Here is a 16,641-nt window from a genome sequence, read left to right as displayed (position 1 = left end):
AGCATGGGGGTATGACTTCACTCCTCTCGGCGCCCTCCACGGCGCGCGGTTCGGCGAATGCCGGCACGGCGCAGCCGGTGCGCCTGCAGGACGTGGAGCGCAGCTTCCCTCTCGCTCGCGGTCGGCGTGACGTCCTCCGAGGTGTCGACGTCGAGGTCATGGCCGGTGAGATCGTCGCGATCGTCGGTCCTTCCGGATGCGGCAAGTCCACGCTCCTGCGTCTGGTCGGAGGGCTGGATGCGCCGACGAGCGGCCGCATCCTGCTCGATGGCTCGGGCGTCGCCGACGTCGACGAGCGCACCGCGATCGCCTTCCAGGAGCCCCGGCTCCTGCCATGGCGGAGCATCGCGCAGAACGTCGAGCTCGGGCTTCCCCGCGGCACCGCGCGACGTGAAGGGCGCGAGCGTGTGCGTGAGCTGCTCGAACTGGTCGGTCTCGAACAGGCGGCAGACCAGCGTCCGCGTGAGGTGTCGGGTGGAATGGCCCAGCGCGCCTCACTCGCCCGCGCGCTCGCTCGCAACCCCGGCGTCCTGCTCCTCGACGAGCCCTTCGGAGCGCTCGACGCTCTCACGCGGCTGCGGATGCATGATCTGCTTCTGAAGATCCACGCCGCAGAGCCCACGACGATCCTGCTCGTCACCCACGACGTCGAAGAGGCTCTCTATCTGGCCGATCGCGTGCTGCTGCTGCGCACGCTCGTCGGCGACGCCGAGACGGACGCGCCCTCCATCGCGCGCACGATCACGGTTCCCGGCGTCCGCCCCCGTGACCGCGCCGATCGCGGCCTCGCGGACCTTCGCGCCGAGCTCCTCGAAGGGCTCGGCGTCGACACCCACCACAGCACCGCCACCGAGGAGACCCGATGAGCACCATCACCCGCCGAATCATCCCCGCGATCGCGATCGCCGGGACGATGATGCTCGTCGCGTCCGGCTGCGTCGCCGGGGAGAACGCCACGGCCTCCGACACATCGAAGGACGATGCCGCAGCCTCCGGCGAATGGTCGTCCGACACGCTGTCGATCGACTTCGCCACCTACAACCCGCTGAGCCTCGTGATCCGCGACCAGGGAATCCTCGAGGACATCCTGGGCGACGACGTCGATGTCGAGTGGGTGCAGTCCGCCGGGTCCAACAAGGCGAACGAGCTGCTGCGCTCCGGGTCGATCGACGTGGGATCGACCGCCGGCTCCGCCGCGCTCCTCGCCCGTGCGAACGGCTCGCCCATCCAGGTCATCGACATCTTCTCGCAGCCCGAGTGGTCGGCGATCGTCGTCGGCCCCGACAGTGACATCACCTCGGTCGAGGACCTCGCAGGCAAGTCGGTCGCCGCGACGAAGGGCACGGATCCCTACTTCTTCCTGCTGCAGTCCCTCGAGGAAGCCGGCCTCTCGGTCGACGACGTCGAGGTGCAGAACCTCCAGCACGCGGACGGGCGCGCAGCGCTCGACGGCGGCTCGGTCGACGCCTGGGCGGGCCTCGACCCGATCATGGCCGCGGCCGAGGTGGAGTCGGGCGACCAGCTCATCTACCGCAACGTCGACTTCAACACCTACGGATTCCTGAACGCCACCGAGGACTTCATCGAGAACCATGCGGACCTCGCGCAGGCGGTCGTCGACGCCTACGAGCAGGCGCGCGAGTGGGCACTCGAGAACCCCGACGAGACGGCCGCGCTGCTGGCCGAGGTCGCGGGCATCGACATCGAGGTCGCGAAGACCGTCATCACCGAGCGCTCGAACCTCGATGTGAGCGGCATCCCGGGAGACGACCAGGTCGCGGTGCTCGAGAAGATCGCTCCCGTGCTCGTCGACTCCGGTGATGTCCAGGGCGGCAAGGACTCGGTCGACAAAGCGCTGGACTCGATCGTCAACGCCACCTTCGCAGAGAAGGCGGTCGGGGGCGAGTGAGCCTTCCCGAGCAGCGCGTGGTGGTGCCCGCGGACGCACGGGAGGCGCTCGATGCCGCTCGCGGCGTCCGTCGGCACGCCGAAGTGGGCGCGCGGCATGCGTGGGACCGTCCGGTGGTTCGCGTCATCGCCGGATTCCTGCTGCCCGCCCTCATCCTCACCGCCTGGCAGGTCGTGACGACCACCGGACTCGTCGCGCCCTACCTCCTCCCGTCTCCGGAGTCCGTCTTCGCAGCCGGCGTCGAACTGGCCGAGCGCGGTCTGCTCTGGACGCACATCGCGATCTCGGTGCAGCGCGTGCTGCTCGGCTTCGCGATCGGATCCGTGATCGGACTCGCGATCGCGGGGATCGTCGGGCTCTCGAGGATCGGCGACGTGCTGCTCAGCCCCACGCTCTCGGCGGTCCGCGCGGTCCCGTCGCTGGCCTGGGTGCCGCTCCTGATCCTCTGGATGCAGATCGGCGAGGAATCCAAGGTGACGCTGATCGCCATCGGTGCGTTCTTCCCGGTCTACACCACCGTCGCATCGGCACTCCGACACGTCGATCCCCAGCTCGTCGAGGCCGGGCGCTCGTTCAGCCTCCGAGGCTGGTCGCTGTTCCGCACCGTGCAGCTGCCTGCCGTCGTGCCGTCAGTGGTCGCAGGCCTTCGGCTCGCTCTCGCGCAGGCCTGGCTGTTCCTCGTCGCCGCCGAGCTGATCGCCTCGTCGATGGGACTCGGGTTCCTGCTCACGGACTCGCAGAACAGCGGACGTGTCGACAGGATCATCCTGTCGATCGTGCTGCTCGCGCTTCTCGGCACGATCACCAATGCGCTTCTCGTGCTGGTCGAGAAGTATCTGCTCCGACGGTGGGTGTGACCGTGACGGAGGCACGTCTGCACGAGACCCGCACGTACCGGGCGCCCGACGGCTTCGCCGCGACCGCGAACGTGACCGCAGAGGCGTATGCGCGGGCGGCATCGGATCCGACCCTCTTCTGGGAGCAGGCTGCCGAACGGCTCGACTGGGCCGAGCCCTGGCACACGGCTCACGAATGGGATCCGCCCGTGGGCGATGCCGTTCCCGCCGCACGCTGGTTCGTCGGCGGACGCCTCAACGTCGCCTACAACTGCGTCGACCGCCATGTCGAGGCGGGCCGCGGCGACAAGGTCGCCCTGCACTTCGAGGGTGAGCCGGGCGACCGGATCGCCGTGACGTACTCGGACCTCCAGGACAGGGTGTCGCGCGCGGCCAACGCGCTCATCGCACTCGGCATCCGTCCGGGCGACCGTGTCGTCATCTATCTCCCGGTGCTGATCGAGACGGTCGTGATCACCCTGGCCTGCGCGCGCATCGGAGCCGTGCACTCACTGGTCTTCGGCGGGTTCTCGGCCGAGGCGGTGCGGTTCCGTCTCGTCGACACCGGAGCCAAGCTGCTCGTGACGAGCGACGGACAGTTCCGGCGTGGCACCGCCACCGAGGTCAAATCGACGGCCGACATCGCAGCCGCGGATCTGCCCGACCTCGAGCACGTCCTCGTCCTCCGGCGGACCGGGCAGGATGTTGCCTGGACCGAGGGACGCGACGTCTGGTGGCACGACATCGTCGACACCGCCTCCTCCCGGCATGATCCTCAGGCGTTCGATGCCGAGCATCCGCTCTTCATCATCTACACGTCGGGAACCACCGGCAAGCCGAAGGGGCTCGTCCACACATCCGGCGGGTACCTCACGCATGCGAGCTGGGCGCACTGGGCCCATTTCGACGCGAAACCCGACGACGTGCACTGGTGCACGGCGGATCTCGCCTGGGTGACCGCCCACACGTACGAGGTCTACGGTCCTCTCTCGAACGGCCTCACGCAGGTCATCTACGAGGGGACGCCGGACGCGCCGAACCGCGAACGCCATCTCGAGATCATCGAGCGCTACGGCGTGACCGTCTACTACACCGCACCCACGCTCATCCGCACCTTCATGACGTGGTTCGGCACAGAGCTGCCGCAGGGGCACGACCTCTCGACGCTGCGTCTGCTCGGAACGGTCGGGGAAGCGATCAACCCCGAAGCCTGGATCTGGTTCCGTCGCAACTTCGGGCGCGACGAGCTCCCGGTGGTTGACACCTGGTGGCAGTCCGAGACCGGAGCAGCGATGATCGCGCCTCTTCCGGGAGTGACGACGCTCAAGCCCGGCTCTGCATCCGTGCCGCTGCCCGGGATCGACGCGACCGTCGTCGACGCGAACGGCGATGAGGTCGCGCCCGGAAGATCCGGAACGCTCGTGGTGCGGCGCCCGTGGCCGGGAATGGCGCGGACCGTGTGGGGTAACCCGCAGCGCTACCGCGATGCGTACTGGTCGGCGTATGCCGGACACGGCGAGCACGGCGGATACTACGTCGCCGGCGACGGGGCGACGCGCGATGCCGACGGCTACATCTGGATCCTCGGCCGCCTCGACGACGTCGTGAACGTGTCCGGCCACAGGCTCTCGACGATCGAGATCGAATCCGCGCTCGTGGCCCACGACACGGTGGGGGAGGCCGGTACCGCAGGCGTCTCCGATCCCGTCACCGGGCAGGCCGTGGTCGCGTTCGTCACCGCATCAGGACGCGCGGAGGTCTCGACCTCGCAGCTGCGCGGACAGGTCGCCACGGCGATCGGCCCCGTCGCCAAGCCGAAGCACATCGTCGTGGTCCCCGACCTCCCCAAGACGCGCTCCGGCAAGATCATGCGACGACTCCTCGCGCAGCTGTGGGAGGCCGAGCAGGATCGCCGCGCCGGACGAGCACCCGCCCCGCTCGGGGACACGACATCTCTCCAGAACCCGTGGGCCGTCGACGACATCGCCGCCGTGCTCGAGACCGCTGAACTGAGGACATGATGACGGAAGAACACCGCTTCGGCTTTCGCACGAGGGCTCTCCACGCCGGCGGCACTCCCGATGCCGCGACGGGTGCCCGCGCCGTGCCGATCTACCAGACGACCTCCTTCGTCTTCGAGGATGCGACGGATGCCGGTAACCTCTTCGCGCTGCAGAAGTACGGCAACATCTACTCGCGCATCGGCAACCCCACCGTCGCTGCGCTCGAGGAACGGCTGGCATCGCTCGAGGGCGGGATCGGTGCGGTCGCGACAGCATCCGGCATGAGCGCGGAGTTCATCACGTTCGCCGCGCTCGTCGGAGCCGGTGACCACGTGGTGGCCTCCGCCCAGCTGTACGGAGGCACGGTGACGCAGCTCGACGTGACGCTGCGCCGGTTCGGCGTGGAGACGACTTTCGTCGCATCCACCGACCCCGCCGACTACGCCGCCGCGATCCGCCCCGAGACCAAGGTCGTCTACGTGGAGATGATCGGCAACCCGTCGGGTGAGATCGCCGACATCGAAGGCCTCGCGGAGGTCGCGCATGCCGCCGGTGTGCCGCTCGTCGTCGACGCGACCCTCGCCACTCCGTACCTCGCACGGCCGCTCGAGCACGGCGCCGACATCGTCATCCACTCGGTGACGAAGTTCCTCGGGGGCCACGGCACCACACTCGGCGGCGTCGTGATCGAGAAGGGCAACTTCGACTGGGGCAACGGACGGTTCCCGCAGATGACAGAGCCAGTCGAGTCCTACGGCGGCATCAAATGGTGGGACAACTTCGGCGAGTACGGGTTCCTCACCAAGCTCCGCACCGAGCAGCTTCGCGACATCGGTCCGGCACTCAGCCCGCAGTCGGCGTTCAACCTCCTGCAGGGAGTCGAGACGCTGCCCCAGCGCATCGACGCGCACCTCGCGAACGCGCGGGTCGTCGCCGAGTGGCTCGACTCGGACCCCCGGGTCGAGTACGTGACCTGGGCGGGCCTGGCTCATCACCCGCACCATGAGCGCGCTGCGAAGTACCTGCCGCTCGGCCCTGGGTCGGTGTTCGCCTTCGGTGTGAAGGCCGATGACGGCCGTGCCGCGGGGGAGACCCTCATCGAGAACCTCCAGCTCGCGTCCCATCTCGCGAACATCGGCGATGCGCGCACGCTCGTGATCCATCCGGCATCCACCACCCATCGTCAGCTCACGGAATCGCAGCTCGTGGCGGCCGGGGTGCGTCCCGATCTCATCCGGATCTCGGTGGGCCTCGAGGACGCCGCCGACATCATCTGGGACCTTGACCAGGCACTCAGCACGGCGACGGGAGCGAACCGATGAGCGACGCCGAGATCACGGGGGCAGACGCCTGCGCTCTCCCCGCGCCTCAGGATGCTGCAGCATGCGCGCTTCCCGGAGCCGCCCCGCTGCACCCTGAGCGCACGTGGGAAGGACCGAGCCAGCAACAGCGGTTCGGCATCCTCCGACGCGCGAAGTCCGTCGCGATCGTCGGCGCATCGAACAACCCGGCCCGCGCGTCGTACTTCGTCGCGACCTATCTGCTCTCGAGCACCGCGTACGACGTCTACCTCGTCAATCCGCGTGAGTCGTCCATCCTCGGACAGCCCGTCTATGCGTCGCTCGCCGACCTCCCCGTCGTCCCCGACATCGTCGACGTGTTCCGTCGGCACGAGGATCTTCCCGGCGTCGCGCAGGAGGCGATCGATGCCGGTGCGCAGACGCTGTGGCTGCAGCTGGGGTCATGGAACGAGGATGCGGCCGCCCTCGCCGAGGACGCAGGGCTCGCCGTGGTGATGGATCGCTGCATCAAGATCGAGCACGCGCGGTTCCACGGCGGACTGCACCTCGCCGGGTTCGACACGGGGGTCATCAGCTCCCGGCGTCAGCTTCTCGGACGCTGAGCACGGCCGGGTTCGAAGCCTAGACTGGCCGCATGGCTCTCATCGCGCTCACCGGCGGCATCGCCTCCGGGAAGTCGACCATCGCACGACGACTGGCGGAGAGGGGAGCAGTCGTCGTCGACGCCGATCAGATCGTCCGCGACGTGCAGGCACCAGGGAGCCCTGTTCTCGCAGCCATCGCCGAGACGTTCGGTGCAGAGGTCATCGCCGCCGACGGTTCGCTCGATCGTGCCGCCCTCGGTGCGCAGGTGTTCGGGGATGCCGGGCAGCTGGCGCAGCTGAACGCGATCGTGCACCCTGCGGTCCGCGCCGAGTCGCAGCGCCGGTTCGACGAGGCGATGTCCGCAGACCCCGCGACGGTGGTCGTGTACGACGTGCCGCTTCTGGTCGAAGCGCGGGTCGACGATCCATGGGATCTGATCGTCGTCGCACATGCGCCCGTGGAGGAGCGCAGGTGTCGGCTCGTGGAGATCCGCGGGATGGCGGAGAAGGCCGCGCAGGAGCGGATCGACGCGCAGGTCTCCGATGAGCGCCGCCTGGCGATCGCCGACGTCGTCATCGATACGTCCGGATCGCTGGAGCAGACGCTCGCTCAGACGGATGATCTCTGGGAGCGGATCAGCACGTCGTGACCTTCACCGGTCACACCCCGGGATCGCCCGTCTACCGACGTCTGATCGTCGGTCTGTTCTTCGCGGGTATCGCGACCTTCGCGCAGCTCTATTCACCCCAGGCCGTGCTGCCGCAGCTGTCCACAGCTCTCGGTATCTCGCCGGCGAGCGCGGCGCTCAGCGTGTCGGCGGCGACGCTCGGGCTGGCGGCCGCCGTCATCCCATGGTCGATGGTGGCCGATCGCATCGGGCGGGTGCAGGCGATGGCGATCGGCGTGCTCACGGCTACCGTGCTGGGGCTCCTCGCCCCACTCAGCGCGGGGATGGAGATGCTCCTGACGCTGCGCCTGCTCGAAGGCGTCGCGCTCGGGGCTGTGCCTGCGGTCGCGCTCGCGTACCTGAGTGAAGAGGTCAGCCCGCGAAACTCGGCCGCCGCAGCAGGAAGCTACATCGCGGGCACGACGGTGGGTGGGCTCGTCGGCCGGGTCGTGTCCGGCATCGTCGGCGAGCAGGCGGGGTGGCGGGAGGGCATGTGGACGGTCGCGGGGCTGTGCGCGCTGGCGGCAGTGCTGTTCCTGTGGCTGACGCCGAAGGCACAGGGCTTCGTCCCCGGAAGGTTCCGTGACGACGCCGGACCGAGGATGCTCACGCGCCTGCTGGCGCCGCTGCGCTCGGGGCGCCAGCTCGCTCTGTATGCCCAGGGGTTCCTGCTCATGGGGGCGTTCGTGGCCGTCTACAACTACCTCGGATTCCACCTCGCCGAACCGCCCTTCGCGCTGCCGGCCTGGGTGGTGACGCTGCTCTTCCTCGCCTATCTCGCCGGCACCGTCTCGTCCCCGTGGGCAGGGTCCCTGGCCTCTCGCTTCGGGCGATACCCGGTGCTGCTGGGAGCGATCGCCGTGATGGCCGCGGGTGCGGCCGCGATGCTCGCTCATTCCACTCCGATCGTGCTGATCGGGCTGCTTCTCTTCACCGGAGGCTTCTTCGGTGCGCACGCCGTGGCATCGGGGTGGGCGCCGGCGGCTGCGGGACCCGCCAGCAGAGCACAGGCATCCTCGCTCTACTACTTCGGCTACTACGCAGGATCGAGTCTGTTCGGCTGGGCGCTCGGCATCGTGTTCGGCCAGGCGGACTGGGTGTGGTTCATCGTCGCGGTCCTCGCGATGTGCGCCCTCGCGGCGTCCTCGGCGGTCGCGAAGCTGCGCGGATCGCCAGCCGCCGGTTCCTCGTGAGCGGGTGCGGCGCCGCGAGAGTCGCAGGGCAGCGGCTTCCTGAGAGGATGGGCGCATGAGCCTGGATCTCCTCGCGGCCTACGACGCACAGCTCCGAACCGATGCCGAGACCGCTCACGCACTGGCGGTGGCCCCGATGGGGCCCCTCCGTCTCGCAGTGTTCCCGGGCGGCCGCGGGTTCGTGTCGTATGCGAACCTGGGCGGAGCGGATGCCGCGCGGGCCGCCGAGCTCGTCGACGCCGCGCTGGAGCACTTCCGCGGCATCGCCGGCATCACGAGCGTGGAGTGGAAGACTCGCGGCCACGACTACGCTCCCGGTCTGCACGATGCGCTCATCGCGCGCGGGTTCGTGCCGGAGGACACCGAGTCGATCATGATCGGCGAGGCGGCGCTGCTCGCCGAGGAGGTCGCGGTTCCCGACCGAGTCGAGCTGCGCCGAGCTCGCACCGAGGCGGAGGTGCTGGCCATGGAGGAGATGCAGGGCACCGTCTTCGACGATCCGCACTGGCGTGCACGGGTGGAGACGACTCTGCAGCGCATCCGCTCGGACGACACGGTGGAGCTGTGGATCGCCGTCGCGGACGGCGCGGTGATCAGCGCAGGCCGCCTCGAACCCGTGGCGGCGACGGACTTCGCGGGGCTCTGGGGCGGTGCGACGATCGAGTCGTGGCGTGGCCGGGGGATCTACCGCGCACTGACCGCGCGACGCGCGCGCTCCGCTCTCGCTCGCGGCAAGCGGTACCTCCAGTCCGACTCGACGGAGTTCTCCCGGCCGATACTCGAGCGCGCAGGGCTGATCAAGGTGTCGACCACCACTCCCTACGTCTGGACGCCGGAGTCGGGCTGAGCGGCTCCCCGTTCGCCGCTGACGGACGCGCGACCCCGGTGTCGGTGGCCCGGCATACGCTGGAGGTATGCAACCCACGCGCAGTGTCCGTCCGTTCGAGGTCGTCAGCGAGTACGAGCCAGCCGGCGACCAGCCGAAGGCCATCGCCGAGCTGGCGTCCCGCATCAATGCCGGCGAGACCGACATCGTGCTGCTCGGCGCGACGGGCACCGGCAAGTCGGCCACCACCGCGTGGCTCGTCGAGCAGGTGCAGCGCCCGACGCTCGTGCTCGCGCACAACAAGACGCTCGCCGCCCAGCTCGCCAACGAGTTCCGCGAGCTGATGCCCAACAACGCGGTCGAGTACTTCGTCTCCTACTACGACTACTACCAGCCCGAGGCGTACGTCCCGCAGACCGATACCTTCATCGAGAAGGACTCGTCAATCAACTCCGAGGTCGAGCGTCTCCGTCACTCGACCACGAACTCGCTGCTCAGCCGCCGCGACGTGATCGTCGTCTCCACCGTCTCCTGCATCTACGGCCTCGGCGCGCCTGAAGAGTACCTTCGCGCCATGGTCGCGCTCCAGGTGGGGGAGCGGTACGACAGAGATGCGCTCATCCGGCAGTTCATCGCGATGCAGTACAACCGCAACGACGTCGACTTCTCGCGAGGCAACTTCCGTGTGCGCGGCGACACGATCGAGATCATCCCGGTGTATGAAGAGCACGCGATCCGCATCGAGCTGTTCGGCGACGAGATCGAGGCGCTGTACTCGCTGCATCCGCTCACCGGTGAGGTCATCGAGAAGCTCGATGCGGTTCCGATCTTCCCCGCTTCGCACTACGTGGCGGGAACCGACGTGATCCAGCGCTCGATCGGCACCATCGAGCACGAGCTCGAAGAGCGGCTCAAGGAGTTCGAGCGTCAGGGCAAGCTGCTCGAGGCACAGCGTCTGCGGATGCGCACCACATTCGACCTCGAGATGCTGCAGCAGTTGGGCTTCTGCTCGGGGATCGAGAACTACTCCCGACACATGGACGGACGTCAGCCCGGCGAGCCGCCGCATACGCTGCTCGACTTCTTCCCCGACGACTTCATGCTCGTGATCGACGAGTCGCACGTCACGGTGCCGCAGATCGGTGCGATGTACGAAGGCGATGCCTCGCGCAAGCGCACCCTCGTGGAACACGGATTCCGCCTGCCGAGCGCGATGGACAACCGACCCCTGCGCTGGGACGAGTTCAAGAACCGCATCGGTCAGACGGTGTACCTGTCGGCGACCCCCGGCAAATACGAGATGGGCATCGCCGACGGCGTGGTCGAGCAGATCATCCGCCCGACCGGCCTCGTCGACCCGCACATCATCGTGAAGCCGTCCAAGGGGCAGATCGACGATCTCCTCGAAGAGATTCGGGTTCGCGCGGGTCGTGACGAGCGCGTGCTCGTCACGACGCTCACGAAGAAGATGTCCGAAGAGCTCACCGACTTCCTCGGAGAGCACGGCGTGCGGGTGCGCTACCTCCATTCCGATGTCGACACGCTCCGTCGTGTCGAACTGCTCAGCGAGCTGCGGGCCGGCGTCTACGACGTGCTCGTCGGCATCAACCTGCTCCGCGAAGGTCTCGACCTGCCTGAGGTGTCGCTGGTGGCGATCCTCGATGCCGACAAAGAGGGCTTCCTGCGCTCCGGCACCTCGCTGATCCAGACGATCGGTCGCGCGGCGCGAAACGTGTCGGGTGAAGTGCACATGTATGCCGACAAGATCACCGATTCGATGGCCAAGGCCATCGAGGAGACAGATCGTCGTCGTGAGAAGCAGGTGGCCTACAACCTCGAGCACGGCATCGATCCGCAGCCGCTGCGCAAACGGATCGCCGACATCACCGAGGTGCTCGCTCGCGAGGGCGCGGACACGGCCGAGATGATGTCCGGGCGCGGGCGTGCGACGGGCAAGGGCAAGTCGCCGACACCGAACCTCCGTCGCACGGGAATCGCGGCCGAGGGTGCTCAACAGCTCGAAGCCGTCATCCAGGACCTGTCCGACCAGATGCTCGCTGCTGCGGCCGAACTCAAGTTCGAGCTCGCCGGGCGACTGCGCGATGAGGTCCAGGACATGAAGAAGGAGCTGCGTGCCATGGAGAAGGCAGGGCACGCCTGAGCCCCCGGAGGCGATGACGATGGATGCGTCAGGAGAAGAGCTCGCCGACCGCGTGCGCGCGCTGCTGACCCTCGACGGAGGCGTCGAGGAGAAGCGGATGTTCGGCACCCGCGCCTTCCTCCTCGACGGACACATCCTGGTCGGAGCCCGCAGCGGTGGCGTGCTCCTCGTTCGAGTGGACGAAGAGCACGGCGCTGCCCTGATCACCAGAACCGGCGTCGAGGCGGCGGTCATGGGGCCCCGGACGATGGGCACCGGATGGCTCGATGTGTCGCCACGAGCGCTGGTCGGCGATGACGATCTGGCTTTCTGGCTCGACGTCGCGCGCGAGGACGCAGCCCGAGACGACTGACCGCGCGAGCGTCAGGGGCAGTGGACGAGTGTCTTCGGGCCTGAGCGATCGATCTCGTGCTCACTCATCGGGGCCCCGCAGAGCGGGCAGGCCCGTTCCGCTCTCTCGGCAGCGCTCGGGGGAGGCGTCTTCTCGTAGGGTCCGACCGATGCCGGGCCGGCGAACCGGATCAGATTCGAATTGATCCAGGAATAGAGACCACCTGCCTCGCGGATGCGCGAGCGAAGAGGAGGGCGATCACTGGAGCGTGCCATGTTGCTTAGTGTACTAACTATTAGTGCCGTTGTATAGTCGAGCCGTGACCGCTACGGATGATCTGCTCAAGCTGGACAACCAGCTCTGCTTCGCCCTGGTGACCGCCGCGCGCAACGTCGTCGCGATCTACCGGCCGATCCTGGAGCCGCTCGGACTCACACATCCGCAGTACCTCGTGATGCTCGCGCTCTGGGAGCGTGCTCCGCGCCAGCTCAATGATCTCGCCGCTGATCTCGCTCTCGAGCCGGCCACCGCGTCGCCGCTGGTCAAGCGCCTCGAGGTCGACGGCCTGGTCGCCCGGCAGCGCAGCTCGGAAGACGAGCGCCGCCTCGACATCACCCTCACGGATGCCGGTCGGGCGCTCCGCGAGCGTGCGCTCGATGTTCCTCGCCAGGTCATGGCGGCGGTGGGCATGGATCTCGCGCAGATCGCAGCGCTGCGCGACGGGTTGTCGGCTTTCGCGGGTCGGCGCCCCGCCCCGGAGTGACCGCGTCATAGGGTGTGGGCATGCCGAGTGAACGTCCGACGACCGATGCGCGTCGGGGTGTTCGTCGGCTCGGACTCGTGAGCGCCGTCGCCGCGCTCTTCCTCATCGTGATGATCGCCGCCGCGATCCAGGGTCCACCCACATTCCGTCCGTCGGAGCCGGTGCCGCTCCCATCGGAGCCGCCGGTTCCCACGACTGCGCCCGGCGCGACGGGGCTTCCGGAAGAGGTCGAGGTCGACCCCACGAGCGCCGCCGTGGTGCAGGTGTTCGCAGTGATCCTGATGCTCCTGGTCGCTGCCGGGGTCATCGCGCTCCTCGTGATCATCGTTCGAGCGCTGCTGCGCGCCTGGCGCAACAGGCCCACGGAGCGGCGCGACGGAGCCGAGGTCGCCGCAGATGTCGCTGAGGTGGCTGCGGTTCCCGAACCTGAGGTGGTGGTCGAAGCCATCCGGCGCGGTATCGCCGGGGCGCTGCAGGCCATCGACGAGCGCGCGCTGCCGACAGACGCCGTCATCGCCGCGTGGGTCGGCCTCGAAGAGAGTGCGGCGGAGGCAGGGGTCGCACGCGCTCCGAGCGAGACGCCGGGAGAGTTCGCCCTCAGGATCATCACGCGGCGCTCCGGCATCTCGGACGACGCCGCGGAGCTGTTGACTCTGTTCGAGCGGGTGCGCTTCGGTGCCCACCACGCCACCGAATCCGAGAGGCACGCCGCCCGCGCTGCGCTCCGCCGGATCGAAGAGGTATGGCGATGAGGTGGGGGCGCACCCTCGCTGCCGTGGCGACCGCGGTGCTCGCGGCGCTGGTGCTCACCGGCTTCGGCTTCACCTGGCCGTTCGTGATCGGGTGGAGTCTTCTCGTGGGGGCGCTCGCGCTTCTCTCGCAGCTCGCCATGCCGCTCGAACCCAGCGTCGACGCCCCGCACATCGCGATCGAGCCCGATCGCCGGCCGACGGAGATCTCCCGCATGGCCTGGGCGCTGAACACGCACACAGGGCTCGCCGGCACGCAGATCACGCGCCGCGTGCGGGAAGCCCTGCGGAAACGACTCCAACGACGCGGAGCAGACCCGTCAGACCCCGCGAGAAGGTCGGAGGTCGTCGCGCTGATCGGTCCCGACCTGTGGGCTCGGCTGGAGGGCTCTGGCACCACCATCGTCGACATCGAACGAGCGCTCGACGCGATCGACGCTCTCACCCCGGAGCGCGCCGCAGAGACGACGACGGCGACGCCCGGCACACCGCCCTCATTCACCAGCCGTGCTGTGCTGTTCCCGAGACACAGGAGATGACATGACAACGTCCGCCGAGATCGCCGAGGCCGGCGCTCGAATCCTCACCGCCGTGCGCACCGTCGTCGTCGGGATGGATGACCCGCTCGAGATCGCGCTCGCCTCGATCCTGGCCGGGGGACACGTGCTCTTCGAAGACGTGCCAGGGCTCGGCAAGACCCTTGCGGCACGCAGCCTCGCCTCGGCGCTGGGGCTCTCGTTCCGTCGGCTCCAATGCACCCCGGACATGCTCCCGGGCGATGTCACGGGGTCGTACGTGTACGCGCCCGACTCATCGGACTTCGTCTTCCGGCCGGGGCCGATCTTCACCGGTCTCCTCCTGGCGGACGAGATCAACCGCACGACGCCGAAGACGCAGTCGGCGATGCTCGAGGCGATGGCCGAGCGGCAGGTCACGGTCGAAGGCAACAGCTTCCCGCTGCCCGCTCCCTTCCACGTGATCGCCACGTCGAACCCCATCGAGTACGAGGGCACATACGCACTCCCCGAGGCGCAGCTCGACCGGTTCATGGTCAGGCTCTCGGTGGGGTATCCCGATGTGTCAGGTGAGGCGCAGATCCTCCAGAACCGCGTCAGCCGACGGCAGGAGGCCGCGCATGTCGCCGCCGTCATCGATGCGGAGCGCCTGGTCGAGCTCCAGACCGTGGTCGAGGGCATCCATGTCGACGCGGACATCGCGCGCTACTGCGTCGAGATCGCACGCGCGACACGGACGGCACCCAATGTCGAAGTCGGGGCCTCCCCGCGCGGCTCGCTCGGCCTGCTGCTGCTGGGTCGCGCCCTGGCAGCGCTGGACGGTCGGGACTTCGTGCGGCCGGACGACATCAAGCGGATCGCCGTGCCCGTGCTCGCACACCGCCTCACCTTGACACCGCAGGCCTGGGCGCAGGGTGCCTCAGCCGCCGACGTCGTGCGAGCGGTGGTGGGTCAGGTGCCCGTTCCTCCGACCGTGAAAGAGCGCGTGTGACGAGGCCACCGATGCACGCTCGCTGGAGCCCCGCGTTGGTCGTCGCCATCGCCGGCGCGATCGTCCTCGCCGTCATCGGACTGCTGTTCTCGCGTCCGGACGTCGTCGCGATGGGTCTTCCCGTGGCCCTGTGGGGTGCTCTCGCCCTCGGGCGAGGAACCTCGGGTGTCGGGGCCGTGCCGATCGTCGCTTCGCGTCCCAGCGCCGACGGCGAGCTGCTCACCGGGATCTCGGTCGAGAGCGACGCCGAGATGGTCGAGCTGGTCGTCGTGCAGTCCGAGCGCAGGACTCGACGCGCGATCGTTCCCGGCGTCGGCGACGGCGCCACGGTCCTCGCACGCAGCCGCGTCCTCCACTCGGGCCCTGCGCTCCCTGTGCAGGTCTCGACGCGCGGTCTGGCTCTCGACGGTGCCGTGCTCGCGGCGCCGTCCGAGATCGTCAGGAGCAGACGCCAGGTCGCTCCGTCACCGCGAACGGTCGGGATGCTGCCGCTGCCGAGACGCCTGACCGGTCTGCACGGCTCGCACGAGGGGCGGCGCCCGGGGCAGGGCGGTGACTTCCGGGACATCCACGCGTTCGCGCCCGGAGACGAGCTGCGTCGCGTCGACTGGCGCGCGACAGCGCGGATGGCGCGGAGGCCGGGTGATCTGCTGGTGCGGCGCACCCACACACTGAGCGATGCGTCCGTGGTGATCGCGATGGACACCTCGGAAGACCTCGGCGCGGTCGTGTCGTCGTGGGGGAGCGGGGACTTCGAGCGCAGCGGCGTGACGTCGCTCGACAACGCCCGTGAGGCCGCTCGGGGACTCGCCGGGGCGGCTATCGATGCCGGCGACCGCGTCGCCCTGCATGTCCTCATGCATGGCGGGCGTTCGGTGCGCAGCGGCGGAGGCTCTCGTCATCTCGCACGCCTCGAAGCGGCGATCGCGGCGACGGGGCAGGCGCGCGATGACGCGGCCTTCCGCAGGACCCCGCATGTCCCGCACGGGTCGGTCGTCCTCGTCCTGTCCACGTTCTTCCAGGGTGCTGCCGCCCAGACCGCGCTGATGTGGCGGGCGAGCGGTCACCGCGTCGTCGCGATCGACGTGCTGCCGCGGCTCGATCGCTCCCGCCTCACCCGCCCTCAGCTCATCGGCCTGCGGACGGTGCTGGCGGAGCGGGAGAACGTGTTCGCCGACCTGCACGGTGCGGGCGTCGACGTGGTGACATGGGCGGACGATCCGTCCTCCGCGCTGCGCGAGATCGTGAGGGCCGGGCGATGAGAGCTCCGAACGACACGTTGCAGACCGCGCCCGTCGTCTCCTGGATAGTGGTGCGGGTCGTGTTGCTCGCCGTCGTCGCGGTCGGGGTGTTCGTGCTCAATCCCCTCGTCGGGTGGCAGTGGGCCGCCGTCATCCTTGCGGTGACCGCCGCGGTGTTCCCGCAGACTTTCGCCGCGTGGGGCGGGGCCGCGTGCATCGTGATCGGGATGCTCTTGTCCGAGCCGGAACTCGGTCGGGCGATGCTCGCGGTGCTCGTCGTGCACGCGATCCACGTCCTGACGTCGCTGACGCTCGTGATCCCTCGCGGCTCACGGGTCGTGCTCGCCGCGCTGCGCCCGACGGCCATCCGTCTCGTCCTGGTGCAGGCGATCGCCCAGCCGCTGACGATCGCCGTCATGCTCGGCATCGACGGAGCCGAGGGCACCGCGCCGTGGGCGGTCGTCGCCGGCGGAGCCGCGGTCGTCGCGATCGCGGTGCTGCTGCTCATGACGGCGAATCGGCGCCAGTCAGACGTGCGGCGGCGAGTGTGAGCGCCTTCCTGTGAGCCCT

General features: G+C 68.9%; 18 protein-coding genes. 17 read left to right on the top strand and 1 reads right to left on the bottom strand.

Annotated elements, in window-relative coordinates:
• Positions 1-11: 11 nt before the first annotated feature.
• From MRBLWH13_RS08560 to MRBLWH13_RS08510, 11 genes are all read left to right on the top strand, one after another.
• Positions 12-866, top strand: a complete 855-nt coding sequence (locus tag MRBLWH13_RS08560; protein WP_341958089.1) for an ABC transporter ATP-binding protein — start codon at positions 12-14, stop codon at positions 864-866.
• Entirely contained in the window at positions 863-1,909 is a 1,047-nt protein-coding gene (locus MRBLWH13_RS08555) for an aliphatic sulfonate ABC transporter substrate-binding protein (RefSeq protein ID WP_341958087.1), read from the top strand. Before MRBLWH13_RS08560 ends, MRBLWH13_RS08555 begins: the two co-directional genes overlap by 4 nt.
• Entirely contained in the window at positions 1,906-2,766 is an 861-nt protein-coding gene (locus tag MRBLWH13_RS08550) for an ABC transporter permease (RefSeq protein WP_341958085.1), read from the top strand. The genes MRBLWH13_RS08555 and MRBLWH13_RS08550 overlap by 4 nt, the downstream gene beginning before the upstream one ends.
• A gap of 2 nt (positions 2,767-2,768) precedes the next feature.
• On the top strand, positions 2,769-4,766 hold the full coding sequence (acs, locus tag MRBLWH13_RS08545) for an acetate--CoA ligase (protein WP_341958083.1): 1,998 nt from the start codon (positions 2,769-2,771) through the stop codon (positions 4,764-4,766).
• Positions 4,766-6,070 carry an O-acetylhomoserine aminocarboxypropyltransferase/cysteine synthase family protein gene (locus tag MRBLWH13_RS08540; protein ID WP_341958259.1) on the top strand — a complete coding sequence of 435 codons (1,305 nt, stop codon included), beginning with the start codon at positions 4,766-4,768 and terminating at the stop codon, positions 6,068-6,070. Before acs ends, MRBLWH13_RS08540 begins: the two co-directional genes overlap by 1 nt.
• Entirely contained in the window at positions 6,067-6,651 is a 585-nt protein-coding gene (locus MRBLWH13_RS08535) for a CoA-binding protein (protein WP_341958081.1), read from the top strand. The genes MRBLWH13_RS08540 and MRBLWH13_RS08535 overlap by 4 nt, the downstream gene beginning before the upstream one ends.
• Positions 6,652-6,683: 32 nt before the next feature.
• Positions 6,684-7,283 (top strand): dephospho-CoA kinase, encoded by a 600-nt coding sequence (coaE, locus tag MRBLWH13_RS08530; protein WP_341958079.1) that lies wholly within the window; start codon positions 6,684-6,686, stop codon positions 7,281-7,283.
• Complete coding sequence (locus MRBLWH13_RS08525; protein WP_341958078.1) at positions 7,280-8,494, top strand: MFS transporter; 1,215 nt, start codon at positions 7,280-7,282, stop codon at positions 8,492-8,494. The genes coaE and MRBLWH13_RS08525 overlap by 4 nt, the downstream gene beginning before the upstream one ends.
• Positions 8,495-8,549: 55 nt before the next feature.
• Positions 8,550-9,341, top strand: a complete 792-nt coding sequence (locus MRBLWH13_RS08520) for a GNAT family N-acetyltransferase (protein WP_341958076.1) — start codon at positions 8,550-8,552, stop codon at positions 9,339-9,341.
• A gap of 67 nt (positions 9,342-9,408) precedes the next feature.
• A complete protein-coding gene (gene uvrB / locus MRBLWH13_RS08515; protein WP_341958074.1) occupies positions 9,409-11,481 on the top strand; it encodes an excinuclease ABC subunit UvrB in 2,073 nt (690 codons plus the stop codon).
• A gap of 19 nt (positions 11,482-11,500) precedes the next feature.
• On the top strand, positions 11,501-11,833 hold the full coding sequence (locus MRBLWH13_RS08510; RefSeq protein ID WP_341958072.1) for a TfoX/Sxy family protein: 333 nt from the start codon (positions 11,501-11,503) through the stop codon (positions 11,831-11,833).
• 11 nt (positions 11,834-11,844) lie between these two features.
• Here the strand turns inward: MRBLWH13_RS08510 and MRBLWH13_RS08505 are convergent, their stop codons facing one another.
• The gene (locus tag MRBLWH13_RS08505; protein WP_082488132.1) at positions 11,845-12,087 is read right to left on the bottom strand and encodes a hypothetical protein; all 243 of its coding nucleotides are present in this window, start codon (positions 12,085-12,087) and stop codon (positions 11,845-11,847) included.
• A gap of 44 nt (positions 12,088-12,131) precedes the next feature.
• On the opposite strand from MRBLWH13_RS08505, the gene MRBLWH13_RS08500 reads away from it, so the two are divergent.
• The 6 genes from MRBLWH13_RS08500 to MRBLWH13_RS08475 are packed head-to-tail and all read left to right on the top strand — an operon-like array spanning position 12,132 to position 16,622.
• On the top strand, positions 12,132-12,575 hold the full coding sequence (locus tag MRBLWH13_RS08500) for a MarR family transcriptional regulator (RefSeq protein ID WP_341958069.1): 444 nt from the start codon (positions 12,132-12,134) through the stop codon (positions 12,573-12,575).
• Between the two features lie 20 nt (positions 12,576-12,595).
• Positions 12,596-13,327 (top strand): DUF4129 domain-containing protein, encoded by a 732-nt coding sequence (locus tag MRBLWH13_RS08495; protein ID WP_341958067.1) that lies wholly within the window; start codon positions 12,596-12,598, stop codon positions 13,325-13,327.
• Positions 13,324-13,863 carry a hypothetical protein gene (locus MRBLWH13_RS08490; protein ID WP_341958065.1) on the top strand — a complete coding sequence of 180 codons (540 nt, stop codon included), beginning with the start codon at positions 13,324-13,326 and terminating at the stop codon, positions 13,861-13,863. Before MRBLWH13_RS08495 ends, MRBLWH13_RS08490 begins: the two co-directional genes overlap by 4 nt.
• Before the next feature lies 1 nt (position 13,864).
• Positions 13,865-14,830 (top strand): MoxR family ATPase, encoded by a 966-nt coding sequence (locus MRBLWH13_RS08485; RefSeq protein ID WP_341958063.1) that lies wholly within the window; start codon positions 13,865-13,867, stop codon positions 14,828-14,830.
• Between the two features lie 11 nt (positions 14,831-14,841).
• Positions 14,842-16,092 (top strand): DUF58 domain-containing protein, encoded by a 1,251-nt coding sequence (locus MRBLWH13_RS08480; RefSeq protein WP_341958061.1) that lies wholly within the window; start codon positions 14,842-14,844, stop codon positions 16,090-16,092.
• A complete protein-coding gene (locus MRBLWH13_RS08475; protein WP_341958059.1) occupies positions 16,089-16,622 on the top strand; it encodes a hypothetical protein in 534 nt (177 codons plus the stop codon). Before MRBLWH13_RS08480 ends, MRBLWH13_RS08475 begins: the two co-directional genes overlap by 4 nt.
• Positions 16,623-16,641 lie beyond the last annotated feature (19 nt).

The sequence above is a fragment of the Microbacterium sp. LWH13-1.2 genome, from assembly GCF_038397735.1.
In the GTDB taxonomy this organism is placed as follows: Bacteria; Actinomycetota; Actinomycetes; order Actinomycetales; family Microbacteriaceae; genus Microbacterium.
The sequence above is the reverse complement of the archived record's forward strand: the minus strand, read 5'-3'. Positions and strand labels throughout refer to the sequence as shown.